The organism is Streptomyces sp. NPDC048416 (assembly GCF_043200435.1).
Classification (GTDB): domain Bacteria; phylum Actinomycetota; class Actinomycetes; order Streptomycetales; family Streptomycetaceae; genus Streptomyces.
On sequence record NZ_JBICXU010000003.1, the window covers coordinates 87,241 to 111,744 of the forward strand.

Sequence of the window (24,504 nt, forward strand, 5' to 3'; positions counted from 1 at the left end):
CCCGGGCCCCCCCCCCCCCCCCCCCCCCCCCCCCGGGGGGGGGGGGGCCCCCCCCCCGGGGGGGGGGGGGGGGGGGGGGGCGCGCCCCCCCCCCCCCCCACCCCACCGCCTTCAACTACCTCAGCCGTCCCCCGTCGCCCATCACTCTCGACTACCGCAGCGGTCCCACTCCGCCCCCGCCGCCACTACCCCAGCCGTTCCGGCCCGGTCCCGGCTCGCTCAGGAACCCGCCGCACGTGCCAGCTCCAGCGCATACTGCGGCCACCAGCGTCCCGCGCTGGGTCCGCCACGGCAGGATCCGTCCGATTCGCCCGGGCGCTTGATCCACAGGTAGGCGTCGATCAACGCGTCCCCTGTCGCCGTCGTGGGCGGGGTGCCGAGTGCCCGGCCGGGCGGGTTGCACCAGGAATCGGTGCCGGAGTACGGGCCGTTGCCGTTGCGGCTGGTGTCGACGACGAAGTGCTTGCCGCCGAGCGCGTCGGAGAGCCGGTGGCCGTACTCGGCGCTGGACGCGTTCGTCTGGAACGCGGAGACGTTCAGGGCGAACCCGTCCGCCTTGGCCACCCCGGCCTGGCGCAGCGGCCCTTCAAGGCGCGACTGGTCAGTGATCCAACCGGAGTGCCCGGCGTCCAGGTACACCTTGGTCGCAGGCCCCTGCTTGAACCGCTCCACGGCGTACGCGAGAAGAGTCAGCCGTTCGTCCGAGGGGGCCGACTCGCACCCGCTCACCAGGTGCGCGATCGCATCCGGCTCGACGATCACGACGGCCGGCCGCTCGCCGATGCCCCGCGCGTACGCGTCGACCCACAGCCGGTAGGCGTCCGCGTCGGCCGCGCCGCCCTGCGAGAGGCCACCGCAGTCGCGGTGGGGAATGTTGTACGCGACGAGAACCGGGATCCGTCCAGCGAGCGCGGCGGCGCCGGTGAGGTCGCGCACCGTCAGTTCCACACCATCGGGCCGCGGCCAGTCCGCCTGGGGCCGCAGCGAGATCCGCTCCACCAGCTCGACGTCCGCGGCCCGGCCGGCCCGGCGCCACTCCGCCGCCTGCGTCGCCGCCTGCCCCACCGGGTTCACCCAGAAGGGCCCGGGGTACGGCTCGCCCGGCGTGAGCACCGGCGCGGGCATGGACGTGGGTGTGGGTGTGGGTGCCGGAAGGGACTGCGGCAGCGCACAAGCGAGGGAGAGCGTGGCGGCGAGTGCCGCGAGCCAGTAGCGGACACGGGAGCGTGATCTGCCGGGCATGGGACTCCAAAGATGCCGAACCGAACCCACCCCGGACGACGAACCGACCCCGCCCCATGGGGAGATCTTGGCATCCCGTACGGGCTCGACGCCCCGCATCCGGGGCCGTACGGGGGAACGTCCGCGGGCAGGAGGGGGGCTCGGGCAGCCACGCTCCGTGGCTCGGGCCCCGCACATCGCGGCGCGCCGTCGCATCCGCGCCTCAGGGACCTCGCGCGGTCGATAGCGTGCCGAGTCGGCGGCCAGTCGGCGGCCAGTCGCCGTGGGTCGGCGCGGATCAGCCTGCATCAGCCCGAAAGGCCCCGGCCTGGATCAGTCCGATACGGCCCGGCCCAGATCGGCCCGGAAGGCCCCGGCCTGGATCAGTCCGAAAGGCCCCGGCACGGCTCGGCTCCAAAGGCCCCGGCCCGGATCAGCGACTCAGCGGCCGGCCGCGCGCACGTGGCGCACGTGAAGGTGGCCGTCCTTGGGGTAGGGCGGTATGGGGGGCAGGACGCGGTCGAAGCGGAAGCCGCTCTTCTCCGCGACGCGACACGAGGCGAGGTTGTCCACCTGGTGGAACAGGACGAGGCGGCGCAGCCCCTCAGCCGCGAAGATGTCGAACGCCCAAGTTGAGAGCGCTTCCACGGCACGCGGGGCAACACCACGCCCCCGCGCGTGCGGCATCGTCCAGTAGCCGACCTCACCCGCCTCGCGGCTGGGGTGCTCGTGCCACTTGAGTACGACGTTTCCCAGCAACTCGCCCTCGCCGCCCCCGGGTTGCACCTCACACACCGCGAACCCGAGCCGGATCCCACGCTCCCGGTCCTGCCGCTGGAGCTCGATCCACGACAGGGCGTCTTCGTAGGTCTCGATGGAACGGGTCGTCCACAGGGACATGCCGGGGCCGCGGTACGCCTCGATCACCCCTTCGGCGTCGTCCGGGTGCCACGGCCGCAGCACGAGGCCGCCCGCCATGGAAGTCGCCTCGACCCGCAGCGTCTCCGTCATCGACATCCCCCTTGAAACCGCTGCCGGCTCCACAGCCCGCCGCATCGACCCCAAGAGTACGCAGAGAGTGCGTGAACCCCCTGGGTGCCTACCTGCCCCAACTCGCCTCATTCCAGCGCATATTGGGGTCGCCGGGTCAGTCCTCAAGGAGCCGCGCCACGGCCCGCTCGGTCCACAGTCCCGCCGTTCCGGGGCAGTCGGCCAAGTAGGCGGCAACCGTGTCCCGCGACCATGCGCCCGCCTCCAGCAATCCACGAGCCAGATGCCGCAGGTAGGCCGCCGACGGCGCGGTCCAGGTGACCTCGGCCATGCGCCACGGCGCGGTGAACGTGAGCACGGGCAGGCCGTCGAGCCGCCCCGCACAGATGAGAGTTTCGTACCGGCCCCGGCCCAGGACGGACCTGCCCGTACGCAGAGCCTCGCCGAGGTCGAGGTCCACTCCGGGATCGCGGTACATCTCCTGAGCCACGATGTCAGCGAACTGGCCGGCCGAGACCAGGTGGGCGCGGGCCAGCAAGCGGCCGTCGGCCCCCGGGTCGTAGAACGCCCGGCCGCCGCGCCACACGGGGGACCGGGTCGCGAAATAGAGCGCTCCCAGGAGTTCGACGGGTACGGATGCGGCGGGAAGCCTACGGTCCCGGCACCCCGGGTAACTCCGGGCCGCACCCGGTGGCCGGCCGCCCTCGATGTAGTGGGCCAGCCGGTCGAGATGCATGTTGGACCCGTACGAGGCGTACCAGACCTTCGCATCCGGGGCGCTTGCGCCACCCAGCTCCCTCGCCCCCGCCGATGCGCCCGGCGCGACCGCTCCACCGGCTCCCGTCGGCACCTGTGTCCCGTACGGCACGAACGGACCGTTCGGGCCACTCGCGTCGCCCCTCCCGCCCCCATCGTTCAGGCGGCCCGGCCGGTCGCCGGGCACGTCGTCGCCCACCCTGCCCCCTTCCATGGCGTCCTCCTCCGCGCATTACCCCACCGGTAATCGACCCCTCGGCCGCACCCCGGCAGAGTTACGGACACCGGGACCCGAGCGGCGCACTCCGATCGGGTCCCGGGTCCCTGACCAGGGAGGACGCGTGTCATGAACGTACGGCAACGCGTGCGCCGACACGCACACCCGACACGTGCGCCGACACGCACACCCGACACGCACGCCGACACACACGTACCCAACGCGTGGCCGCACCACCTGCGGCAACGCCTGCCGCACCACACAGCCACACAGTCACACACTCCACGGAGGTAGTCCCCATGTCCGAGAACCGCTACGAGACCGCTGTCGCCCGCTACTTCGACGCCTGGAACGCCGCTACGGCCGAGGAGATCGCCACAGCCGTCGCTGCCGCGTGGAGCGAGGACGGTACCTACACCGACCCGCTCGCCGACGTCCGGGGGCACGACGGCGTCGCCGCTGTGATCGCCGCGGCGCACGCCCAGTTCCCCGGGTTCGAGTTCCGGGCGCTCGGCCCGGTCGACGGGAACCACCACATCGCGCGCTTCGGATGGGAGCTGGTGGCAACCATCGACGGCTCGGCTCCGGTCGCCGGGTTCGACGTGATCACGCTCGCCGAAGACGGCCGCATCCGCTCCGTCGCGGGGTTCCTCGACCGCGTACCGCCTACGGCATGAGCGACTGAAGGTACTTCGCCGTCTCCGGATCGGCCGGCAGGAACGTCTCGATGGCGAGCTCGGAGACGGTGACGTCCATCGGCGTGTTGAACGTGGCGATGGTGGAGATGAAGGACAGGACCGTGCCGGCGTGTTCGATGCGCAGCGGCAGCGCGAACGGGAACGCCTGATGCGCCTGCGTGTCACCGGGTGGTGTCTCCCCGCCGTCCGGCACGGGGTGTGCGGCGACCTCCTCGTACAGTGCGCGCAACGTGTCGCTGCGCAGCAGGGCGATCTGGCGCTGCATCTGCTCAAGGAGGTGGCCGCGCCACTGCGGGAGGTTGCGGATGCGCGGGGCGAGGCCCTCGGGGTGCAGGGTCAGCCGCATCGCGTTCACCGGCGGGGCCAGCAGATGCGGGGCCACGCCTTCGAGGAGCATCGCGATGCCGCGGTTCGCGGCGAGCACCGTGTACGTCGCGTCCACCATCAGTGCGGGGAAGGGCTCGTACGCCTGGAGCAGGCGCTCCATGCCCTCGCGCAGGGAGCTCATCGACGGGTCGTCCAGCGGAGTCTGTGCGTAGTGCGGGGCGTAACCGGCCGCCAGGAGCAGCGCGTTGCGCTCGCGGACCGGCACGTCCAGGTGCTCGGCGAGGCGCAGGATCATCTCCTCGCTCGGGCGGGACCTGCCGGTCTCGATGAAGCTGATGTGGCGCGCCGAGGAGTCGGCGCGCAGCGCGAGCTCCAGCTGGCTGATGCGACGCTGCATGCGCCAGCCGCGCAGCATGGGCCCTACTCCCGTTTCCAGGGCGGCAGTTGTCATACCTCAGACACTAACCCGGCCCTGTGACAGCACCTCCGGCCGCGCCGCCGGGTGCTCGGTGCGCCGGCGCAGGCGCCGGACCACCCAGCCCGCCAGGACGGCGCAGGCCGCGACGCCGTACGCCGTCTTCGCCATGGGGAAGTCCCCGAGCGCCTTGGCCACCACATAGGTGCATGTGCCCGCCGCGGCGACCGTGAGCCATTCCCACCGCCCGTCCAGCGCCACCAGCGCCACCAGAAGCAGCGCGTACCAGGAGTACCCGGGTGTGAGGAGCAGAAAGGCCCAGCCGAGCAGCAACACGGCGCCGGACCACGGGCGTTCGGCCTTCGCGCGTCGCAGGACGTACGCCGTCACCGCGAGCAGTGCCGCGAGCGCGACGGGCAGCGCCCAGCTGTCGGGCAGCACCAGGCGCAGCAGGGCGAACCGGCCCTGCCCGGACGGGTCGTCGTATCCCTCCTCCTCGGTGTATCCGCCGAGGTAGCCGAACACGGAGGAGTGGGAGGCGAGGACGTACGGGAGGTAGGAGAGCGCGATCAGGCCGGCTGTCGACAGGAGCACGGTGACCGGCCGACGTCGCAGCACGGCGGGCAGCACCACGGCGGGCAGCATCTTGACCGCGACGCCCGCGCCGATCAGCATCCCGCCCGCCGCGGCGCGCAGCCGGCCGGCCCCCGGCCCGCGGGCGGCCGACAGCGCGCCGAGCCCCGCCACCGTCAACAGGACGGCCAGAACGTCGATATGGGCGTTGTTGACCGCCTCGGCGGGTACCGCGGGGCACCACGCCCACCAGGCGGCGCCCGCCTCCTGGCCCGGCTTGCCGTCCGCACCCCGCCGCCGCAGGATGCGTACCAGAACGAGCGTGGTGCCCACCGCGAACAGCGCACCGCCGATCTGCAGCGGCTTGAGGCGCACGCCGGAGGGTGAGATCTGTTCTACGAGGAGGTAGTACGCCTCCGCGACCGGCGGGTAAATGGTGTGCACAGAGGGCCTGTTGAGGCGGGTGCAGCCGTCGTCGACCCGGGCCCGCTCCGGGCCCGCGCACTGGGAGGGGGTCGTCGGGAAGAGCCAGGGGTCACGCAGACGGGCCAGCTCGTGGTCGGCCGGCGCGTAGTCGTACGGGGAGATCCCGGCCGCCTGCACCCGTCCGTCCCAGGCGTAACGGTAGGCGTCGGTGCTGGTGCGCGGGGGAGCGAGCAGGCCGGTCGCGGCGACGGCGACCGCGCCCGCGACGATCAGCGCGGCACGATGGCGCGCCGGTACCTTGCGGACCGAATGGGCGGCGAGCGCGAACAGCGCCCAGGACGCCGCGTACCACCAGGAAAGCCCGACCGGGTCGGTACGGAAGCCGTCCCTCTGGATCGTGAGGGCGAGCGCGGTGGTGAGCGCGGCGAGCAGGACGGCGGTGCATACGGTACGTCGATGGGTCACCCCGCGAGCCTCGCAGCTCGGGGCCCTCACGAGGCGCAAGCCACCCCTGCCGTCCGTGAACCGTAAGGTTCACCCGGAGGTGCGGAGCCGGCCTGCGCCGCGCCGGTGCGTTACTGCCAACCGCCGTAGGGAACGGTCAGGAGTTCCAGCCAGTGGCCCGAGGGATCGGGGAAATACACGCCCCGGCCGCCGTCATTGTCATTGATCTCATTGGGGCGCTTGCGATGCGGATCCGCGAAGAAGGGCAGCTTCAGTTCGGTGATCCGCTTGAATGCCGCGTCGAACACTTCCTCGGAGACGAGGAATGCGTAATGCTGTGGCGCGATCTCGATGCCGTCGGGCACGGTCGCGAAGTCGAGAGTGACGCCGTTGCTGGTCGAAACAGGGATGAAAGGACCCCATTCGGTCCCGACCTCAAGGCCGAGCATATCTGCGAGGAATTCGGCGGAAACCCGGTTGTCGCGGGATCCGATGATGGTGTGATTCAACTGCACTGACACGGTGGAATGCCTCCGTCGGGCATGTCGCAGACACCTCCATGCCCCACCCGGACGGTGACCGGCACGCGATGCTGCCATAAGATCCTAACCGCGGTCCGGTGTCCTGTCAGGGGATCGATTCGCGCCATCGCATTCCCCCCGGGAAGGATGGAGCCCCCGCGGCACGCAGCCCATTCGTGCTCCCCTCCCGGCGTGCGTTCGTGAACCGTAAGGTGTCGAAGAGCCTCGAACGGGGGTCGGCCGGGGTGGGATGGATCCATGAAGCCACGACTTCCCGCAGTGCGGCTGCCCGTCTTCAAGGGCAGACTGCACGACGCACGAACGGCGACCTCGATCGGCCGCTGGCTGGGTGTCGCGATCGCGGTGTGCTTCGGCACCGGACTGATCAGTCACTACCTTCAGCACCAGCCCGGATGGCTGCTGGACGTGCTGCCCAGCAGGCCCATCTGGGGGTACCGGCTCAGCCAAGGGCTGCACGTGGCTTCGGGTATCGCCGCGATTCCGCTCCTGCTCGCCAAGTTGTGGACGGTGTACCCGAAACTGTTCGGATGGCCGCCTGTGCGTTCCGTGCGCCACGCCCTGGAGCGCCTTTCGGTCGCCGTTCTCGTCGCAGGCGCGGTCTTCGAACTGTTCACCGGGCTCCTGAACACGGTGCAGTGGTACCTCTGGCCGTTCTCCTTCGTGCCGGTGCACTTCGCCGTGGCGTGGCTGCTCGCCGGCGCGCTGATGCTGCACGTGGCCGTCAAGTACCCCGAGATCAGCAGGCATTGGCGCAGCACATCCCCGGGCACACGGGCGCTCCCGGCGGCCGACGGACCGGACCGGCGCTCCCTGCTGACCGGCGTGGCGGTCGCCGCGGGCGCCGTGACCCTGACCACCGTCGGCCAGGCCTTCACGCCGCTGAAGTTCTTCGACGTCCTCGCGCCGCGCCACCCCGACTACGGGGCCGAGGGGCTTCCGGTCAACCGGAGCGCGGTGGCGGCCGGAACCACCCAAGTCGACGGAGCCGCCTACCGGTTGACGGTCACGGGCCCACGCCCGTACATCCTCACCCTCGCCGAACTGTCCGCGCTCACCCAGCACGAATCCGTCCTGCCCATCGCCTGCGTCGAGGGCTGGAGCAAGACCGCCCACTGGACGGGCGTGCGCATGACCGACCTGCTGCGTCGCGCGGGCGCCCCGCCCAACGCGCGGGTGCGGGTGGTGTCGCTTGAGCGGTACGGGGCCTATCGGGTGATGGAGATGGGCCGCGACTACGCCCACGACCCGTTGACCCTGCTCGCCCTGAAGCTCAACGGCCAGACCCTGACCGCCGACCACGGCTACCCCGCCCGCATCATCGCTCCCAACCGCCCCGGCGTGCTCCAGACCAAGTGGGTCACCCGCCTGGAGGTGATGTGATGCGTGGTGAGGTGATGCGTGGTGCTGTGCTGCGTACCGTGCTTGGCGCGTCCGGACTCGTCCTGATGGCGGCGGGCGGAAAGCTCGTCTGGGACCAGGCCACCCACTGGGACGTGCTGGTCTGGCTCGCCGGAGCCGCCGTCCTGCACGACGGGATCGTCGCGCCGCTGGTCCTCGCGGTGGGACTGCTGACCGGCGGCCTGAAGAACCGCGGCCTGCTGCGCGGCGCCCTGCTGACGGCGGGCTGCCTCACACTGATCGCGCTCCCCGTGCTGCTCCGGCCCCTCCCGACGGCCAACCCTTCGGTGCTGCCCCTTGACTACGTACGGGGCCTGCTGATCTCCCTCGCGGTGCTGCTCGCGCTCACGCTGCTGCTGGGCGCGGTACGTCGAGTCCGGGGGAGGCGGCGCGCCCAGGACGTGGGCGCCGTGGAGCGCTGAGGCGGGGCGGCACCCAGGATGTGGGCGCCGCGGAGCGCTGAGGCGGGGCGGCACCCAGGATGTGGGCGCCGCGGAGCGCCGATGCGGTCGGAGTGGCGCGATGCCGAGGGGGCCGAGGCGAGCCGGATGCGCGGCCCCCGCCCCCTCGCTCAATCCGTGTCGCTCTGTGCCACTCCCATCGGCTCCGCCGCCTCCCACACGCTCTGGAACGCCAGCCGAAGACAGGCCGCGAGCGCCGGATGCTCGATGTACAGGGCGGTCGTGGAACCGGTCCCCGCGACCGGGTCCGGCATGTCGCACAGCACCAATGAGGCGTCCGCGATGACCAGTTTGAGCGGCAGGCGCTGAGTGAAACGGGCTTCCTCGCCGGCCTCCGCGAAGCGGCGCACGTTCTCAAGGACCTCCTCGTCCGCCAGCGCGTCACGCGTGTACACCGCCCGCACCGTGCCCTTGGCACGTCGAAGACGTCGCGTCGCCTTGATTCCCGACGTGTTGGCGGCCGGGGCCACGAACGGGGGCATGCAGAACGTGAGCAGCTCGGAGTCGGCCTGCTCCTGGATGTCCGCGAAACGCTCGGTGATCCGGCGCTGATCGCGCAGCACTTCGATGTAGTCGAGCGGATCGGTGTGGGCGCGGCCGTCCGTCCACAGGGGCAGCAAGAGCGACGTCAGACCCGTGGACACCTTCTCCAGGCGTTCCAGGGACTCTCTTTGACGGTTCATCAGGCGCGTCAGTGCGAGCTCCGGGGCGACCGCGGTGAACGTCGCGACGCGCCCCCGGTGGGCGACGGCCAGCTGGGAGCGCACCAGTCCGTCGAGTACGTCGTAGATGCGCTGCCGCGGCACCTCCGCCTCGCGCGCGACCTGCGCCGCGGTGTAGGAGTCGCGGCGGACGAGGGCGAGATAGACCCGGGCCTCGTACCGCGAGAGGCCCAGCTCGACGAGGTCACCGACCGACCCCTCATCCGGCTCCATGCGCATCCCCGTCCGACTCCATGTACGTCCTCCTCGGCTCGATGCCCGCCACCGTATCCATCAACCGCGGCTCTGAGCAGTCCTGTGATCCGCGGGGAATCCGTGCGCGCACATCCGGGCGGGGCGGACGCTGATCCATCCCCTTTCGAGGACAAGGCTTTGCCTGCGGCTTGCCTCAGCCTGTTGTCGCCCCCGGCAACCGTCGCTACCTTCGTCCCTGCCACCACGTGAGCGGGTGGCAGTTTTCGCGAGACGCACCTGTCATGCACTGATCAAGTAATGCCGCTTCCACTGATCACGCGCATGTACACGTACTGCCGGTCGCACAGCGAACGCACTGCGCGTACCGCCGAACGAGCCGTACACGTCCGCCGACCGCATCACACGCGCGGCCGGCATCCGCAGCACAGCCCACACGCGCAGCGCGTGATCCACCCACACACACCGCAGAACGCGCCGTCGGTCACCGCTCACAGCACAGCCGATCCGCCGGGCACACGTAACGCCGAACGCGCCGGATCCGCCCCGCCGCACGCCCGTGACCCCGTACCTCCGCGTGCCTCGTTCCGGCGAACCGACCCCCCATGGAGGGCAGTTCCTTGTACTTGAAGAGACCCTTCGGCCTCCCCGCGCTCACCGGGCGCGCCGCCACCGCCGCTCTCTCCGCGGCGGCCCTGGTCACCGGCGGACTCATCGCCGTCGCCCCGGCGGTCGCCGCCGCCACCCAGAGCTCCGCAGGCCAGACCGCCAACACCCAGCGGCTGTGTGCCAAGCCCGCCAAGGCCGGCATGATGTCCTGCCTGGCGCTGGCCCGCACCGATGTGCAGCACCACCTCGGCATATCCCCGAACGCCCTGCCCTCCGGCTACGGCCCCTCCGACCTCCAGAGCGCCTACGCCCTGCCGTCGAACGCCGGCGCGGGCACGACCGTGGCGATCGTGGACGCGCAGGACGACCCCAGCGCGGAGTCGGACCTGGCCACCTACCGCTCGCAGTACGGACTGCCCTCCTGCACCACCGCCAACGGCTGCTTCAAGAAGGCCGACCAGAACGGCGGCACCAACTACCCGACTGCCGACTCGGGTTGGGCCGGCGAGATCTCCCTCGACGTCGACATGGTCAGCGCCGTCTGCCCGCAGTGCCACATCCTGCTCGTCGAGGCCAACTCCGCCAGCATGGAAGACCTCGGCGCGTCCGTGAACCGCGCGGTCGCCATGGGCGCCAAGTACGTCTCCAACAGCTACGGCGGCGACGAGGACTCCACCGACCCGAGCTCCGACGCCTCCTACTTCAACCACCCCGGCGTCGCCATCACCGTCTCCTCCGGTGACAGCGGCTACGGCGTCGAGTACCCCGCCGCCTCCCAGTACGTCACCTCGGTCGGCGGCACCTCGCTCAGCCGCGCCAGCAACACCCGCGGCTGGTCCGAGTCGGTCTGGGGCTCCAGCTCCGGCGGCGAGGGCGCGGGCTCGGGCTGCTCGGCGTACGACCCGAAGCCGTCCTGGCAGAAGGACACCGGCTGCGCCAAGCGCACCGTCGCCGACGTCTCCGCGGTCGCCGACCCGGCCACCGGCCTTGCCGTGTACGACAGTTACCAGGCCAGCGGCTGGAACGTGTACGGCGGCACCAGCGCCTCCTCGCCGATCATCGCCGGCGTCTACGCGCTCGCCGGCACTCCCGCCGCGGGCACCGTCCCGGCGTCCTACCCGTACGCCCACACCTCTGCCCTCAATGACGTCACCTCCGGCGCCAACGGCAGTTGCAGCCCGGCCTACCTGTGCAAGGCGGCCGCGGGTTACGACGGCCCGACCGGCCTCGGCACCCCGAACGGCACCGCGGCCTTCACCAACGGCACCAGCACCGGCAACTCCGTCTCGGTGACCAACCCCGGCAACCAGTCGACGCAGGTCAACACCGCGGCCTCGCTCCAGATCCACGCCACGGACTCCGACACCAGCCAGTCGTTGAGCTACAGCGCCACCGGTCTCCCGGCGGGCCTGTCCATCAACGCCTCGACCGGCCTGATCTCCGGCACCCCGACCAGCGCCGGCAGCTACAACGTGACGGTCACGGCCAAGGACTCCACCAACGCCACCGGCTCGACGTCCTTCACCTGGACCGTGACCACCAGCGGCGGCGGTGGCTGCACCGCGGCCCAGCTGCTCGGCAACCCGGGCTTCGAGACGGGAAGCGCGACCCCCTGGTCGGCGACCTCGGGCGTGATCGACAACTCCAGTGGTGAGGCGGCCCACTCCGGCTCCTGGAAGGCCTGGCTCGACGGCTACGGCAGCAGCCACACCGACTCGCTCTCCCAGTCGGTGACCATCCCGGCCGGCTGCCACGCCACCCTCACCTACTACCTGCACATCGACACCAAGGAGACGTCGGCCTCCACCGCCTACGACAAGCTGACGGTGACGGCCGGCTCGACCACCCTGGCCAGTTACTCCAACCTCAACAAGAACACGGGCTTCGCCCAGAAGTCCTTCGACCTCTCCTCGTTCGCGGGTACGACGGTCACCCTCAAGTTCAACGGTGTGGAGGACAGCAGCCTGGCCACGTCGTTCGTCATCGACGACACCGCGGTCAACGTGAGCTGATCCCAACGCGCGAAGGGCGGGGCGGGGCCGGTCCCCACCCCGCCCTTTCGTCCCCTTCGCCCGCATGCGACTTGACGCGTGGGGCTGGAGGCACACGGCAGGACACATACGGCAGGACGCATACGGCAGGACGCATACGGCTGGACGCATCCCCCCCGGGGCGCGTCCAGCCGTATGTGCGACGAAGGCCTCGCTCACACCGTCACATGACCGTGCTGGGGGCCCTCAGTCCTGCCGAAGGGCCACGAAGGCGCGGCCCGCCGCCGTCCAGCGCCCGGCCGGGCGCCAGCCGAGAGGGCGGGCGCAGGCCAGTAGCGCGTTCGTGCCGAGCCGGGCCCAGGGGAAGTCGCCACCGGCCGCGCCGCATGCGTCGGTGACCCGGACCCGCATCCGTTCGTCGATCTCGTACGGGGCCGCCTCGGCCAGCAACAGGCCCCCCGGCGCGACGAGTTGGGCCACCCGGGAGAGCAGCGCCGCTGGGTCGCCGCCGATGCCCACGTTCCCGTCGACGAGCAGCGCGGTGTCCCAGCGGCCCTCGCCCGGCAACTGGTCGAAGACCGAACGGCACAGCGCGCTGCCACCCCAGTCCCGGGTGTGGCGGACCGCTTCGGCGCTCACATCCACCCCGAGCGCGGCGATTCCGTCAGCGGCGAGCGCGGCCACCAGCCGGCCGGGCCCGCAGCCGATGTCCAGGACCGCGCCCCGACAGCGCCGCAGCACGGTACGGTCCGCGACGTCCGGCTCCGCGCACCAGCGTTCGACCTCCAGAGGCAACAGCCAGCCGTCGGGTCTGCGCAGGAACAGCGGACCGCGGCCCGAGCGGAGCGCATCGGTGTAGGGGTCGGCGTGCCAGGCAGCGGCCGGAACGGTGGCCGAGAGCGCTCTCACCATGCGCGCGCCCCGGTCGACGACTGTCCGGTCGACGGCTGTCCGGCTGTCGGCTGTCCGGCCGTTGGCTGCCGCGCCGTCGACTGCCCGGCTACGGGGGGTCGCGCTGCGGGGGGTCGTGCTGCCGGGGGCCGGGCTGCCGAGGGGCCGGTTGTGCGGGGCCCGACGGCCGGGGGCCTGACGGCAGGGGGTCCGACGGTCGGGGGTCCGACCAGGACGGGTTCGCTCGTCGTCGGGGATGTGGGCGACAGGGCCACGGTCGCGACCGGGCCGGCCGTCAGGGACCGGGCGAAACGGCCGTGCGGAGCCTCGGCGGCGACGAGCCGGGCGTCCCGCGCGGTGTCCACGTCCCGCAACCGTGCCAGCTCGTGCACCGTGAGCCCCGCGTCATGCAGCCGCTGCCGCTGGACGCGTCCGGTCTCGGACACCGACATCGGCACGCCGAGCAGCAACGACGGGTCGGGCTCCGTCAGGCCCAGTGCCCAGAAACCGCCATCCTCAGCCGGGCCGAACCACGCGTCGCCCGGCCCGGACCCGGACAGGGCGGGCGCGAGCAACGCGGGGGTGACCTGCGGGGTGTCCATGCCGATGAGCAGCGTGGGGCCCGTGCAGCCGGCGAACGCGGCCGCGATCCGCTCGTCCAGGCCACCTGCACACTGCGCCACCACCTCGATGCCCGGTGGAAGCCACGGGCCCGGCTCGCCGTCGAGCACCAGAACCCTTCTGCGTACGGGAGTGGCGAGGACCGCGTCGAGGGTGTCGGCGAGGGACGCCTCGGCGATCCGGGCCGCCTCCTGCGGGGTGTACGGCGGGGTGAGCCGCGTCTTGACCCGGCCGGCCACGGGCGCCTTGGCCAGGACGAGCAGCGTCGTGCCCGAGGCCTGAGAGCGCTCTGCACGGCTCATCGCACGACCGCCGTGGCAGGCGCTACGACCGATGGTTCGGCCAGGACCTGACGCATGTCATGCACGGCCTGCCAAGTGCCTCGCCAGGTGCCGGTGACCTTCGACTTCCCGGTGCGCGGCCGGTAGTCCACCTCGTACTCGGCCACCTTCCACCCCGCGTCGGCGGCACGCACCACCATCTGGAGGGGGTAGCCGCTGCGCCGGTCGGTGAGAGCGAGTTCGAGCAGTGCCTCGCGGCGCGCGGCCCGCAACGGACCCAGGTCGTGCAGGCGCAACCCGGTGCGTCGCCGCAGCATTCCGGCGAGTGCCAGATTTCCGGCGCGCGCGTGCAGTGGCCAGGCGCCGCGCCCTCGCGGCCTGCGCCGGCCGAGCACCAGGTCGGCGGCGCCGGACGCCACGTCCCGTACGTAGCGGACGAGCTCGGACGGGTCGAGCGAGGCGTCGCAGTCGCAGAAGCAGACGAATTCGGCCTCGGCGGCGAGCAGCCCGGCGTGGCAGGCGGCGCCGAAGCCCCGGCGGGACTCGTGCACCACGGTCGCGCCGAGAGCGCGTGCGATGTCGGGTGAACCGTCCGACGAGCCGTTGTCGACCACGACGGCCCGCCAGCCGTCCGGGATCCTGGCCAGCACCCAAGGCAGCGCCTCGGCTTCGTCGAGACAGGGCAGCACGACGTCCACGGTCACCGCGCGCGGTACGGCGGGGGATGCGGAAGGGGTTTCAGTCACGCACTCACCGTACGAATCCAAACCGGACAAAACGGATTTCGGGTTCTTACGAAACGCGGACATCCCCCACCTGGGGCCCACCTGGCGCAGACGGACGCCCCCGGGCGGTGCGACGCTGGGTGCCATGCACAGCACCGAGAGCCGCATCCTGGTCGTCGACGACGATCCGACCGTCGCCGAGGTCGTCACCGGCTACCTGGAACGCGCCGGCCACGCCGTCGACCTCGCGGCGGACGGCCCCGCCGCCCTGCGGGCGGCCGCACGCCGCCGTCCCGACCTGGTGGTCCTCGACCTGATGCTGCCCGGCATGGACGGCCTTGAGGTGTGCCGCCGCCTGCGCGCCGACGCCCCCGTGCCCGTGATCATGCTGACCGCGCGCGGTGACGAGGACGACCGCATCCTGGGTCTGGAAATAGGCGCCGACGACTATGTGACCAAGCCCTTCAGCCCGCGCGAACTGGTACTCCGTGTCGAATCGGTACTGCGCAGGGCCCGCACCGCCACCACCCGCCCGGGCCCGCGCCTGTCGCGCTCCGGTATCGCACTTGACCCCGCCGCGCGTACCGCGACCAAGGACGGAAGCGAACTCGCTCTGACGCTGCGGGAGTTCGATCTCCTCGCCTACCTGTTGGCCCGTCCCGGCGAGGCGATCACCCGTGAGCGGCTGATGCACGAGGTGTGGGGCTGGGAGTTCGGGGACCTGTCCACCGTCACCGTTCACGTACGCCGCCTGCGCGGGAAAATCGAGACCGACCCGGCGAAGCCCGCGCTCATCCGCACAGTGTGGGGCGTCGGCTACCGCTTCGAAGCCGAACCGGACGCCATCGTCACGGACACCGAGCCGGACACGGCCCTCGGGCGGCCCGAACAGGAGCGGTTCGGACAGGCGGAGCCCGCCGCACCGCCGGGGCGCGTCTCCGGGGCGGGGCTCCTGGCGCCAGCCCCGCGTGAGAGCGCTCCCAGGGCCGACACCGGGAACCCGGCCGGGCAAGGCGGCATCGGGCAACGCGGCACCGGGGAAGGTGTCACAGGGGAAGGTGTCACAGGGCGGCGCGACATCGGCCAAGGCGCCGCCGGGCACCGCGTCACAGGCCAGTGCGACATCGGCCAAGGCGCCGCCGTCGCGCAAGGTGTCACAGGCCGGCGCGGCGCCGGGTCGGAGGACGGTGACGTTGTCACCGTCAGCCGGGAGAGCGTTCTCGCCAAGGGCGCCGACAGTGAATGACGTACTGCTCATCGCCCTGTACGCCTTCCTCGGTGCGGCGCTCGCGGGACTCGGCGGGGCGCTGGCCCTGCGCCTCCTGCGCCACCGCTCGCTCACCGCGTCGGTGACCGTCGTCTCCGCCGTCGCGGTCCTCGCGATGCTGGCCGGCACGCTCGCCGTCGCCTGGGCGATGCTCCTGAACTCCCACGACCTGACGGTGGTGACCGTGGTCGTGGCGATGGCCGCGGTCGCGTCCCTGGCCACCGCGCTTCTGCTCGGCCGCAGAGTCGTCGCGAGCAGCCGACGCCTCGCCTTGGCCACCCGCTCGTTCGGCGACGGCGGCAGTTTCGACGCCCCGGCAGGCCCCGCCACTGCCGAACTCGCCGCGCTGAGCCGGGAGTTGGCGGCGACCAGCGCCAAGCTGACCGAGTCGAGGGAGCGGGAGAGGGCGCTGGAAACCTCGCGGCGTGAACTCGTCGCGTGGATCTCCCACGATCTGCGCACCCCGCTGGCCGGCCTCCGAGCGATGGCCGAAGCGCTGGAAGACGGCATGGCCAAGGACCCGGACCGCTACTTCCGCCAGATCAGAACCGAGGTCGAACGCCTCAACTCCATGGTCGGCGACCTCTTCGAACTCTCCCGGATCCACGCGGGAGCGCTCTCACTGAACCCCGCCCGCATGTCCGTCCACGACCTGATCGGCGACGCCCTGGCCGGCGCAGACCCGTTGGCCCGTGAACACGGCGTACGTCTGGTCGGCAAGCGTGTCGATGCGGTGCCGGTGGAGGTGGACGGCAAGGAGATGACCAGGGTGCTCGCCAACCTCCTGGTCAACGCCATCCGGCACACCCCGGCCGACGGCACCGTCGCGGTGGCCGCCGAGGATCGCGACGGCGCGGTCACGCTCTCCGTCACCGACGGCTGCGGAGGCATCCGCGACGACGACCTGCCCCGAGTCTTCGACACCGGCTGGCGAGGCACCGAAGCGCGCACCCCGCCCGGCGGCGCGGGCCTCGGCCTCGCGATCGTGCGCGGCATCGTGGAAGCCCACTCCGGCCGCGCCGAAGTACGCAACGTTGCCGGAGGCTGCCGCTTCGAACTGACCCTTCCCACGGCGAGCGCCACGAGCTGACCCCAACGCATCAGGCTCTGGCGCGGCCGCCCCGACGACGCTTCCTCCCGACGACGCTTCCTCCCGGCGACGCTTCCTCCCGGTGGGGGCCGCCCGTGCGTGTTGCCGCCGGGGCCATGCCTGCGGCTGCCTGCGGCTGGTGACGGCACAGCAGGCACATGGCGAAGCGGCTGTCGCGGGGTGGCACGGGAGGCCCTGGGTGAGACCGCTCTGTCGGGAGCCCCGGCCCCAGCCGGGGGTTAACCCCACCCCCAGGACGCCGGAGCGCTCCAGTGCACAGACCTCTGTGCACAGACGAGTGTGTACGCATGGCAGAAACCCCCCGCGCCACCGAGATCGCGGAGCTGGCTGCGCTCAAGGCGCTGGCGCAGCCGCGACGCCAGCAGATCCTCCAGCAACTCGCCCTGCGCGGCCCCGCCACCGCCGCCATCCTGGCCCGGAGCCTCGGCCTGAACACCGGCGCCACCAGCTATCACCTTCGTGAACTCGCGCGGTACGGATTCGTCGAAGACGCCGAAGGGGAGAGCCCCCGGCGGGAGCGTTGGTGGCGAGCCGTCCCGGGCGACCGGCGGTTCCCGCCGCGCAGCAGGCAGTCTCCCGAGATGCGGCTCGTCATGGACGAGCTCAACCACCACGCCTATGCGGCCGACGTCGAACTCTTCGAACGCCTTCAACGCAACTCCACCGACGACGACTTCGCATACTCGCGCAGCGAGATCACTCTCACCGAGGCCGAACTCAGCGCGTTCTTCGAGGAGTACATCGCACTCCTCAACCGCTACAAGCGCGCCCCGGACCAAACACCACCGGGCGCCCGCACCGTGCACACGCGACTGATGGCCTTCCCGGCCCCATCGAACCCCGAGGACGCGTCATGATGCTGCGTTACGCCCTGCAGAGCATCCGGCACCGGAAGGCTGGATTTCTGGGCGCCCTCATCGCCCTGATGTGCGCGGCGGCCCTGATCACCGCCTGCGGAACCCTTCTGGAAACCGGCCTGCGAGGCAGGATCGTCACCGAGCGCTACGCCGCCGCGCCACTCATCGTCTCTGCGGACCAGAACGTGCACCAGACCACGGTCGAGAAGAAGAAGGGCAAGACCAAGGTCAAGCACAAGGAGAAACCGATGCCCGAGCGGGCATGGCTGCCCGAGAGCACCCTGAGGACCGTCCGAGCCGTGCCCGGTGTCAAAGCGGCTGTACCCGAACTCACGTTTATGGCCCGGCCGTTGACACGAGGCGACACATCGGGCGCCTCCTACGGGCACAGCTGGGGCTCCGCGGCCCTCACCCCCTTCGAGCTCACCCAGGGGCACGCCCCTGTCGCGGACACCGACCTCGTCATCGACCAAGGGCTCGCGACGCGCGCACACCTCAGGCCCGGCGACCGGTTGAGCGTGCAGTCGACCCAGTCACCGCAGCCCTACACCATCACGGGTATCGCCGTGCCACCCGCCGGCCTGCTTCGACAGCAGACCTCCCTCTTCTTCTCCACCGCCGAGGCGACCCGACTCGCGGCCCGGCCGGGCCAGATCACCACCATCGGGGTCACCCCCACCACCGGTACCAGCGAGGTGCAGTTGGCCGCAGCGATCCGCAAGGCACTGTCCGGCGGCACGGCCCAGTTGGCCACGGGGAATGCCCGTGGCCCCGTCGAGTTCCTGGACGCGGCCGGCGCCAGGACCAAACTGGTTTCCCTGGGTGGCGCCATCGGCGGGATTGCCCTGCTCGTTGCCCTTCTCGTCGTCGCCGGCACCTTCGCCCTGTCCATTCAGCAGCGCCACCGCGAGCTCGCCCTGTTGCGCGCGATCGCCGCCACGCCGCGGCAGATACGTCGGCTGATCGGCCGCGAGGCGCTGCTCGTGGGCGCCGTCGCCGGCCTGCTGGGCTCGCTCGCCGGACTGCCGCTGGGCGCATGGCTGCACGGCAGGTTCGTCGAGATGGGTGCCGCCCCCGCCACGCTCGAACGCGCTGTCAGTGTCTTCCTGATGGCCGCAGCCGTCGCGGCGACTCTCCTCGCGGCCTGGGGGGCAGCCCGTATCTCCGCCCGCCGCATCTCGCGCATCCGGCCCTCCGAAGCCATGGCCGCGGCATCGGTGGAGCGCCATCCGGCCCGGAGCCGGATTTTCGTGGGTCTGGTGGTCCTTGCCGCGGGCGCCCTACTCATCGCGACGCTGAGCACACTGCACACAGAGGCCGCCTCAACCCCCGTCACCTTCCTGGCCGTTGTCGTCCTTTCGGTCGCAGTCGCGCTGCTCGGTCCGATCGTGGTCCGGGCCGCGGCGGCGCTGCTCTCGGGGCCGCTCGGCATCGCGGGGCCCGGTGGTCGGCTCGCGACCGCCAATCTGCGTGGCAACGCGGCGCGTATGGCCGCGGCAGTCACCCCGCTCGCCCTGCTCATCGGTATGACCTGCACCGTTCTCTGCATCCAGCCCACCGTCCGCGATGCCGCCCGCGCCCAGAGCCACGACGGCATGCGTGCCGACTGGGTGCTGTCCGCCCACGGCCCGGGCGTGCCGGCCGAAGCCGCACGCAGAGTCCGGACAACTCCAGGTGTCGCCGCCGTCACCGAGATCGTCCACAGCACGGTGCGCGTCGGCCTCGACCAGTACACAGCCCAGGGCGTCACTCCGACCGGTCTGGCTCGCACGTGGAACCCGGGTGTCACGGGCGGCGCCATCGAACGCTTCAGCGCCGACAATGCGACAGAAGCCCGCTCCGTCGCGGTCAGTCAACTCGCTGCGGATCAGCTGAACCTCCATCCCGGCAGTCGAATCCGCCTCTCTCTGGGTGACGGCACCCCGGTTACGCTCACCGTTGCCGCCATATATGCCCGTGGGCTCGGCTTCGGTGATGTGACCCTCCCGTACGACCTTCTGGCACGCCACATGGACAACCCCCTCGCGTCTGCCGCCGTCGTTGCTCTGGACGCGTCAGCCCCGTCCGTTACGCACAGTGAACTGATCGCTGCAGTCCGGGAGTTCCCCAGTATCTCCGTACTCACCCGTTCGAGTGCCGAGGGGATTCAGGCTGACAAGCAGGAAACCAACGGAGAGGTGAACTACCTGGCGATGGGACTGGTCCTGGCTTTCACGGCGATTGCCGTCGTCAACACGCTGGCGATGTCCGTATCCGGGCGCGTCCACGAGTTCGCGATGCTGCGGCTGAATGGCGCGACCCGCCGACAGGTCCTGAGCATGCTCCGGATCGAGGCCTTGGCTGTCCTGCTGATCGCGGTGGTGCTCGGCTCGGGGACATCGCTCGCCGTCCTCGTCGCGTTCAGCCGCGGAATGACGGGCAGCGCCGCGCCCACCGTCGTGCCGCTCGCCTACGCCACGGTGACAGGGGTCGCCGCGCTGCTGGCATGTGTCGCCACCGCCCTGCCCGGACGCGTTGCGCTCAGGACCCGCCCCGTGGAGGCGGCCGCCTCCCAGCAGTAGCCCGGTCCTAGGGCTCTGCGGTGGCGAACTCCGCCATTCCCTCGTCGAAACCGACCGCCGGCTTCCAGCCCAGCTCGTTCCTCAACCGCGCCGAGTCCGCAGTGATGTGGCGTACGTCGCCGAGCCGGTACTCGCCCGTCACCACCGGCTCGGGGCCGCCGTGCGCTGCCGCCAGCGCATGCGCCATCTCGCCCACGGTGTGGGGCGTGCCGCTACCGGTGTTGTACGGGGTGAGCGTCCCGGGCTGTCGGCTTGAGAGCGCTTCCAGCGCCGCTACGTTCGCCTCCGCCACATCGCGTACGTGCACGAAGTCGCGACGCTGACCGCCGTCCTCGAAGACCCGTGGCGCCTCGCCGCGCGCCAACGCCGAGCGGAAGAACGAAGCGACCCCCGCATACGGCGTGTCCCGGGGCATACCGGGGCCGTACACGTTGTGGTAGCGCAGCGACACCGCTCGCCCTCCGGTCGCCCGGGCCCAGGCGGCGGCCAGGTGCTCCTGCGCCAGCTTGGTCGTGGCATACACATTGCGCGGGTCGACCGGCGCGTCCTCCGCCACCAGACCCGGACTCAACTCCGCTTCGCAGCACGGGCATTGGGGCTCGAAGCGTCCCTCGCTCAGCCACTCGACCGGCCGAGGACCGGGGCGTACGACACCGTGGTCGCCGCACTCGTAACGCCCCTCCCCGTAGACCACCATCGACCCAGCGAGCACCAGTTCCGGTACGCCCACCTCGGCCATCGCGGTCAGGAGCACCGCGGTGCCGAGATCGTTGTGGCTGACGTACTCCGGAGCGTCGCCGAAACCGGTGCCGAGGCCGACCATCGCCGCCTGGTGGCACACCGCGTCCATCCCGCGCAACGCCCCGGCGACGATCTCGGGGTCGCGAACGTCGTCCCGTGGCCGGATCGCCCGGTCCAGGACGAACGGCTCATGGCCGTGCGCGGCGAGCGCTGTGACAATCTGCGAGCCGATGAAGCCCGCGCCTCCCGTGACAAGTACACGCATACGGGAGACGCTACGGATGCGGAGCCTCCGCGTCACTGTTCCACTCCGTCATGTCACCACCCCGTAAGGAGTATTCGGACATGCCCCTTGAGCCGCTGTCACAAAAGGACGTCGAGGACCGGTTGCGCGAGTTGCCGGGCTGGTCACTGTCGGACAACCACGACCGGATCTCCCGCAGCTACCGCCTTGCCGGACACTTCGCCGCGACCGCCATGGTCGTGCACGTCGCCCAGATCCAGGAGGAGCTGAACCACCACAGCGACCTGACCCTCGGCTACAACACGGTCGCCCTGTCGGTGAACACCCACGACGCCGGCGGCGCGCTCACCGAGCTGGACTTCCGACTCGCCCACCGGGTGGAGGAAATCGCCCTCGGCCACGGCGCGGAATGATCGCGCTCTCACGGCGGCTTCCTTCCTGAAACGAGTGGGCAAACTTGCCCGTCGTGCCGTCCGTCGTGCGGTCCGTCGCGCAGCCCGTCGGTTTACGCCGTGCCGTGGCGTGCCTTGCCTTGCATTGCCTTGCTGTGCTGTTCTGCGCCACCTTCGCTTCGTGGGGGCCGACGTTCGGTTCGCCGGTGTGCTGCTGTGTACGCACACGGCGTCTCGCGGCCCGGCCCGGAATCGTTCACCGAACTCGGAACCGGGCTTTTTGCGGAAGCGGCAAAACTAGTCCCGCTTGTGGGAACAGCTGGGTGAGTCTGGCGGCATGAAGCGCTCTCAAGACCAGCAGTACGACGATTCCGAACACGGTGATCACGCCGACGCCGACGCCGACGCCACGACGCAGCGGCAGCACGCGTCACCGTCGCGCTCGGGGCGCACTCCGCAAGCGGTCGGCGACTCACCTGACGCGCACGTCGGCCATGCCGACCACGCTAGCCGCGCCGGCCACGCCGACGAGGCCGGCCACAGGGGTCGTCCCGGGCAGCCTCCCCGGGACACGCCCCCGCCCGCACCCACGCACCCGCACCCGCCCACGCGCCATGACGCGTCGCCGCACGGGCAGGATGGGCACGACCATGGGCACGACCATGGCCATGGCTCCGCCGACTCCGACTGGGATCGCATCGCCCCCTTCCTCGAAGGCGAGGCGGAGGCTCTTCGGCCCATCTATGAACAGGCCGCAGCGCGTGTGGCCGAGTTGCGGCCGGTCGCCGGGATCCGGCGCATCCTGGACATCGGCAGCGGACCCGGTGTGGTGACCTGTTTGCTGGCCGAGATGTTCCCGGCGGCGGAGGTCGTGGCCGTCGACTCGGCACCCGCACTTCTTCAGCGGACCCGCGAGCGCGCGGAACGCCTGGGTCTGGCCGGGCGCGTCCGCGTTGTGCAGGCCGAAATGCCGCGCCAGATCGGCCAGTTGGGCCAGGCGGATCTGATCTGGATGGGTAACTCGCTGCACCACATCGGCGACCAGGGTGCGGCGATGAAAGCGCTCTCAGGGCTGCTACGCCCGGAAGGTGCGCTCCTTCTTGTAGAGGGAGGTCTTCCCAGTCGGCATCTGCCACGCGACTTCGGCATCGGCGTACCGGGGCTTGAAGCACGGATGGAGATCGCCAAGGAGGGGGGCTTCGCGGACATGCGTGCCGGGTTGCCGGACACGAAGGCCGAAGTCGAGGACTGGGCAACGCTGTTCGTCGCCGCGGGGCTTGTCCCGGCAGGTACGCGTTCCTACTTGGCCGATCACCCGGCCCCGCTCGGACCGGCCGTACGTGACCTGGTGATCGCGGGGTTCGCCCGCCACCGGGGGCCGCTGGCGAGCCGGTTGTGTCCGCAGGACCTGGCCACACTCGATCGACTGCTCGACCCGACCGATCCTCAGGGGCTCGCGAACCGTCCCGACGTATTTCTGCTGGCAGCCAAGTCGGTGCACATCGGCCTGGCGAAGTCCTAGCAGGACCTTTCAGGCCCGGATGCGCTGGGAGAGATCGTCGTTGCCGACCACGCGGAACACGCCGCCGCCGAGCGAGGGGCCGACGAGCCCCGCGAGGCGGTCCATCCGGCGCTGTTCGGAAGCGGCGATCCGCTCCATCCATACCGGTATGTCAGTCGGCTCGGCGTCGATCAGCGCGCAGGTCAGGATCTCCTGGGGGTCGTCGAGGTTGAGAGCGCTCAGCACGCGACGCGGGTCGCCGGGAAACGTCTCGTCGGGCAGCCACGCCTTGCGGAAGGCCGCGTAGTCGACGCCGTCATTCAGGCGGCGCAGCGAAGTACCGATCAGCATGGTGAAACCTCCGGTCGTGGATCCCTGTACCCGTAGACGCCTCTCCGGCATCTTGGGCCGACTTGATTCTTACGTTGTAAGTTTCTGCTGCGACTAGACTGCCCTTACGGCGTAAGAATCGTCAAGTGGTGGACCAGGAGGAGTGGATGACGGACCGGCGAGCGCGGCCCAAGGCGGGGCTCAGTCGCGACAAGGTGCTGGACGCGGCGTTGGATTTCGTCGACCGTGAAGGCGTTGCCGCGCTCACCATGCGCAAGCTCGGCGCCGAGCTCGGCGTGGAGGCCATGACGCTCTATCACCATGTGGGAAACAAAGGCGAGTTGCTTGACGGGCTGGTCGGCCGGGTGGTTCGTCGAGCCGGCGCGGGGCTGCCACGCGGCGCGGCGGCCACACGGTCAGTCGGCGTCGGCGCCGCCGACGTCGGTGACTGGACGGAGTGGGCCCGGGCGTTTGCTGTCGCGCTGCGGTCCGAGCTCCTGCGTCACCCAGGCGTGCTGCCGCTCGTGGCCACCCGGCCAGTGAGCTCCGCCGACGATCTGGAACTGCTGGAAGAGTGGCTGTCCGCCCTAGCCGGCGCCGGGCTCGGGCTCGGCCGTGCGATGGACGTCATCAACGCCCTGGCCGCCTTCGTCATCGGCCACACCCTCGCCGAGGCCGGCCGCACCCCGGGCGAACGTACGGACGCCCCCGACCTGGACGACGTGGCGCCGGACCCGGAGCGCTTTCCGTTGCTCGCGGAGGTGACGACCACCCGCGTAGGCCTGGACTTCGCCGAACGCTTCGATCGTACGGTCGACTTCATCCTGGCCGGCTACCGGGACTTGCCGCAGCACTGAACCGTTGCCGACCGATACCAACAGGTGCCGCAGTGCCGCAGTGCCGCAGTGCCGCAGTGCCGCAGTGCCGCAGTGCCGCAGTGCCGCAGTGCCGCAGTGCCGCAGTGCCGCACCGTCGGCCCACACGTGTCTGGGAGCGCTCT

22 protein-coding genes and 1 pseudogene are annotated in these 24,504 nt (G+C 71.1%); 11 read left to right on the forward strand and 12 right to left on the reverse strand.

Annotation, left to right across the window (positions count from 1 at the left end; translation table 11 throughout):
* Positions 1-219: 219 nt before the first annotated feature.
* The 3 genes from ACGFW5_RS05175 to ACGFW5_RS05185 form a co-directional block, all read right to left on the reverse strand.
* Positions 220-1,242 (reverse strand): glycoside hydrolase family 6 protein, encoded by a 1,023-nt coding sequence (locus ACGFW5_RS05175; protein ID WP_393832811.1) that lies wholly within the window; start codon positions 1,240-1,242, stop codon positions 220-222.
* A gap of 420 nt (positions 1,243-1,662) precedes the next feature.
* Positions 1,663-2,232, reverse strand: coding sequence for a GNAT family N-acetyltransferase (locus tag ACGFW5_RS05180; RefSeq protein WP_393832812.1), 570 nt, complete (start codon positions 2,230-2,232; stop codon positions 1,663-1,665).
* A gap of 136 nt (positions 2,233-2,368) precedes the next feature.
* Positions 2,369-2,947, reverse strand: a complete 579-nt coding sequence (locus tag ACGFW5_RS05185; RefSeq protein ID WP_393833078.1) for a histone deacetylase — start codon at positions 2,945-2,947, stop codon at positions 2,369-2,371.
* 536 nt (positions 2,948-3,483) lie between these two features.
* On the opposite strand from ACGFW5_RS05185, the gene ACGFW5_RS05190 reads away from it, so the two are divergent.
* The gene (locus tag ACGFW5_RS05190) at positions 3,484-3,861 is read left to right on the forward strand and encodes a nuclear transport factor 2 family protein (RefSeq protein WP_393832813.1); all 378 of its coding nucleotides are present in this window, start codon (positions 3,484-3,486) and stop codon (positions 3,859-3,861) included.
* Here the strand turns inward: ACGFW5_RS05190 and ACGFW5_RS05195 are convergent.
* From ACGFW5_RS05195 to ACGFW5_RS05205, 3 genes are all read right to left on the reverse strand, one after another.
* Complete coding sequence (locus ACGFW5_RS05195) at positions 3,851-4,660, reverse strand: helix-turn-helix domain-containing protein (RefSeq protein ID WP_393832814.1); 810 nt, start codon at positions 4,658-4,660, stop codon at positions 3,851-3,853. The two genes, ACGFW5_RS05190 and ACGFW5_RS05195, sit on opposite strands and share 11 nt — an antisense overlap.
* A 3-nt stretch (positions 4,661-4,663) precedes the next feature.
* Complete coding sequence (locus ACGFW5_RS05200) at positions 4,664-6,088, reverse strand: glycosyltransferase family 87 protein (RefSeq protein ID WP_393832815.1); 1,425 nt, start codon at positions 6,086-6,088, stop codon at positions 4,664-4,666.
* Positions 6,089-6,198: 110 nt separating this feature from the next.
* A complete protein-coding gene (locus tag ACGFW5_RS05205) occupies positions 6,199-6,588 on the reverse strand; it encodes a VOC family protein (protein WP_393832816.1) in 390 nt (129 codons plus the stop codon).
* Positions 6,589-6,846: 258 nt separating this feature from the next.
* On the opposite strand from ACGFW5_RS05205, the gene ACGFW5_RS05210 reads away from it, so the two are divergent.
* Both ACGFW5_RS05210 and ACGFW5_RS05215 read left to right on the forward strand, forming a co-directional pair.
* Positions 6,847-7,989 carry a molybdopterin-dependent oxidoreductase gene (locus tag ACGFW5_RS05210; protein WP_393832817.1) on the forward strand — a complete coding sequence of 381 codons (1,143 nt, stop codon included), beginning with the start codon at positions 6,847-6,849 and terminating at the stop codon, positions 7,987-7,989.
* Positions 7,989-8,429, forward strand: coding sequence for a hypothetical protein (locus ACGFW5_RS05215; RefSeq protein ID WP_393832818.1), 441 nt, complete (start codon positions 7,989-7,991; stop codon positions 8,427-8,429). Before ACGFW5_RS05210 ends, ACGFW5_RS05215 begins: the two co-directional genes overlap by 1 nt.
* A 149-nt stretch (positions 8,430-8,578) precedes the next feature.
* Here ACGFW5_RS05215 and ACGFW5_RS05220 read toward each other — a convergent pair whose 3' ends face one another.
* Positions 8,579-9,403 (reverse strand): TrmB family transcriptional regulator, encoded by an 825-nt coding sequence (locus ACGFW5_RS05220; protein WP_393832819.1) that lies wholly within the window; start codon positions 9,401-9,403, stop codon positions 8,579-8,581.
* A gap of 599 nt (positions 9,404-10,002) precedes the next feature.
* Here ACGFW5_RS05220 and ACGFW5_RS05225 point away from each other — a divergent pair.
* A complete protein-coding gene (locus ACGFW5_RS05225; RefSeq protein ID WP_393832820.1) occupies positions 10,003-12,003 on the forward strand; it encodes a putative Ig domain-containing protein in 2,001 nt (666 codons plus the stop codon).
* Between the two features lie 225 nt (positions 12,004-12,228).
* Here ACGFW5_RS05225 and ACGFW5_RS05230 read toward each other — a convergent pair whose 3' ends face one another.
* The 3 genes and pseudogenes from ACGFW5_RS05230 to ACGFW5_RS05240 form a co-directional block, all read right to left on the reverse strand.
* Entirely contained in the window at positions 12,229-12,894 is a 666-nt protein-coding gene (locus ACGFW5_RS05230; RefSeq protein ID WP_393832821.1) for a class I SAM-dependent methyltransferase, read from the reverse strand.
* A gap of 275 nt (positions 12,895-13,169) precedes the next feature.
* Positions 13,170-13,796, reverse strand: a pseudogene (locus ACGFW5_RS05235) (DUF2064 domain-containing protein); the annotation flags it as partial.
* Positions 13,793-14,521 (reverse strand): glycosyltransferase family 2 protein, encoded by a 729-nt coding sequence (locus ACGFW5_RS05240; RefSeq protein WP_393832822.1) that lies wholly within the window; start codon positions 14,519-14,521, stop codon positions 13,793-13,795. The gene ACGFW5_RS05240 and the pseudogene ACGFW5_RS05235, both read right to left, overlap by 4 nt.
* A gap of 124 nt (positions 14,522-14,645) precedes the next feature.
* Here ACGFW5_RS05240 and ACGFW5_RS05245 point away from each other — a divergent pair, with 124 nt between their 5' ends.
* From ACGFW5_RS05245 to ACGFW5_RS05260, 4 genes are all read left to right on the forward strand, one after another.
* The gene (locus tag ACGFW5_RS05245; RefSeq protein WP_393832823.1) at positions 14,646-15,746 is read left to right on the forward strand and encodes a response regulator transcription factor; all 1,101 of its coding nucleotides are present in this window, start codon (positions 14,646-14,648) and stop codon (positions 15,744-15,746) included.
* Entirely contained in the window at positions 15,739-16,857 is a 1,119-nt protein-coding gene (locus tag ACGFW5_RS05250; RefSeq protein ID WP_393832824.1) for a sensor histidine kinase, read from the forward strand. The genes ACGFW5_RS05245 and ACGFW5_RS05250 overlap by 8 nt, the downstream gene beginning before the upstream one ends.
* Positions 16,858-17,165: 308 nt before the next feature.
* Positions 17,166-17,735, forward strand: a complete 570-nt coding sequence (locus ACGFW5_RS05255; protein WP_393832825.1) for an ArsR/SmtB family transcription factor — start codon at positions 17,166-17,168, stop codon at positions 17,733-17,735.
* Entirely contained in the window at positions 17,732-20,296 is a 2,565-nt protein-coding gene (locus tag ACGFW5_RS05260) for an FtsX-like permease family protein (RefSeq protein WP_393832826.1), read from the forward strand. Before ACGFW5_RS05255 ends, ACGFW5_RS05260 begins: the two co-directional genes overlap by 4 nt.
* A gap of 7 nt (positions 20,297-20,303) precedes the next feature.
* On the opposite strand, the gene ACGFW5_RS05265 is transcribed toward ACGFW5_RS05260, so the two are convergent.
* Complete coding sequence (locus ACGFW5_RS05265; protein ID WP_393832827.1) at positions 20,304-21,302, reverse strand: NAD-dependent epimerase/dehydratase family protein; 999 nt, start codon at positions 21,300-21,302, stop codon at positions 20,304-20,306.
* An 80-nt stretch (positions 21,303-21,382) separates the two neighbouring features.
* Here ACGFW5_RS05265 and ACGFW5_RS05270 point away from each other — a divergent pair, with 80 nt between their 5' ends.
* On the forward strand, positions 21,383-21,694 hold the full coding sequence (locus tag ACGFW5_RS05270; RefSeq protein ID WP_393832828.1) for a 4a-hydroxytetrahydrobiopterin dehydratase: 312 nt from the start codon (positions 21,383-21,385) through the stop codon (positions 21,692-21,694).
* 316 nt (positions 21,695-22,010) lie between these two features.
* Positions 22,011-23,195 (forward strand): class I SAM-dependent methyltransferase, encoded by a 1,185-nt coding sequence (locus tag ACGFW5_RS05275; protein ID WP_393832829.1) that lies wholly within the window; start codon positions 22,011-22,013, stop codon positions 23,193-23,195.
* Positions 23,196-23,204: 9 nt separating this feature from the next.
* Here ACGFW5_RS05275 and ACGFW5_RS05280 read toward each other — a convergent pair whose 3' ends face one another.
* Positions 23,205-23,525 carry a hypothetical protein gene (locus ACGFW5_RS05280; protein WP_393832830.1) on the reverse strand — a complete coding sequence of 107 codons (321 nt, stop codon included), beginning with the start codon at positions 23,523-23,525 and terminating at the stop codon, positions 23,205-23,207.
* 125 nt (positions 23,526-23,650) lie between these two features.
* On the opposite strand from ACGFW5_RS05280, the gene ACGFW5_RS05285 reads away from it, so the two are divergent.
* Positions 23,651-24,361 carry a TetR/AcrR family transcriptional regulator C-terminal domain-containing protein gene (locus tag ACGFW5_RS05285; protein WP_393832831.1) on the forward strand — a complete coding sequence of 237 codons (711 nt, stop codon included), beginning with the start codon at positions 23,651-23,653 and terminating at the stop codon, positions 24,359-24,361.
* Positions 24,362-24,504 lie beyond the last annotated feature (143 nt).

What these genes read in the sequence shown, in the direction of transcription:
- ACGFW5_RS05175 (WP_393832811.1), bottom strand. Translation starts at nt 1,242, where the DNA reads ATGCCCGGCAGATCACGCTCCCGTGTCCGCTACTGGCTCGCGGCACTC.
- ACGFW5_RS05180 (WP_393832812.1), bottom strand. Translation starts at nt 2,232, where the DNA reads ATGACGGAGACGCTGCGGGTCGAGGCGACTTCCATGGCGGGCGGCCTC.
- ACGFW5_RS05185 (WP_393833078.1), bottom strand. Translation starts at nt 2,947, where the DNA reads ATGCATCTCGACCGGCTGGCCCACTACATCGAGGGCGGCCGGCCACCG.
- ACGFW5_RS05190 (WP_393832813.1), top strand. Translation starts at nt 3,484, where the DNA reads ATGTCCGAGAACCGCTACGAGACCGCTGTCGCCCGCTACTTCGACGCC.
- ACGFW5_RS05195 (WP_393832814.1), bottom strand. Translation starts at nt 4,660, where the DNA reads ATGACAACTGCCGCCCTGGAAACGGGAGTAGGGCCCATGCTGCGCGGC.
- ACGFW5_RS05210 (WP_393832817.1), top strand. Translation starts at nt 6,847, where the DNA reads ATGAAGCCACGACTTCCCGCAGTGCGGCTGCCCGTCTTCAAGGGCAGA.
- ACGFW5_RS05215 (WP_393832818.1), top strand. Translation starts at nt 7,989, where the DNA reads ATGCGTGGTGAGGTGATGCGTGGTGCTGTGCTGCGTACCGTGCTTGGC.
- ACGFW5_RS05220 (WP_393832819.1), bottom strand. Translation starts at nt 9,403, where the DNA reads ATGGAGCCGGATGAGGGGTCGGTCGGTGACCTCGTCGAGCTGGGCCTC.
- ACGFW5_RS05230 (WP_393832821.1), bottom strand. Translation starts at nt 12,894, where the DNA reads ATGGTGAGAGCGCTCTCGGCCACCGTTCCGGCCGCTGCCTGGCACGCC.
- ACGFW5_RS05245 (WP_393832823.1), top strand. Translation starts at nt 14,646, where the DNA reads ATGCACAGCACCGAGAGCCGCATCCTGGTCGTCGACGACGATCCGACC.
- ACGFW5_RS05255 (WP_393832825.1), top strand. Translation starts at nt 17,166, where the DNA reads ATGGCAGAAACCCCCCGCGCCACCGAGATCGCGGAGCTGGCTGCGCTC.
- ACGFW5_RS05260 (WP_393832826.1), top strand. Translation starts at nt 17,732, where the DNA reads ATGATGCTGCGTTACGCCCTGCAGAGCATCCGGCACCGGAAGGCTGGA.
- ACGFW5_RS05265 (WP_393832827.1), bottom strand. Translation starts at nt 21,302, where the DNA reads ATGCGTGTACTTGTCACGGGAGGCGCGGGCTTCATCGGCTCGCAGATT.
- ACGFW5_RS05270 (WP_393832828.1), top strand. Translation starts at nt 21,383, where the DNA reads ATGCCCCTTGAGCCGCTGTCACAAAAGGACGTCGAGGACCGGTTGCGC.
- ACGFW5_RS05275 (WP_393832829.1), top strand. Translation starts at nt 22,011, where the DNA reads ATGAAGCGCTCTCAAGACCAGCAGTACGACGATTCCGAACACGGTGAT.
- ACGFW5_RS05280 (WP_393832830.1), bottom strand. Translation starts at nt 23,525, where the DNA reads ATGCTGATCGGTACTTCGCTGCGCCGCCTGAATGACGGCGTCGACTAC.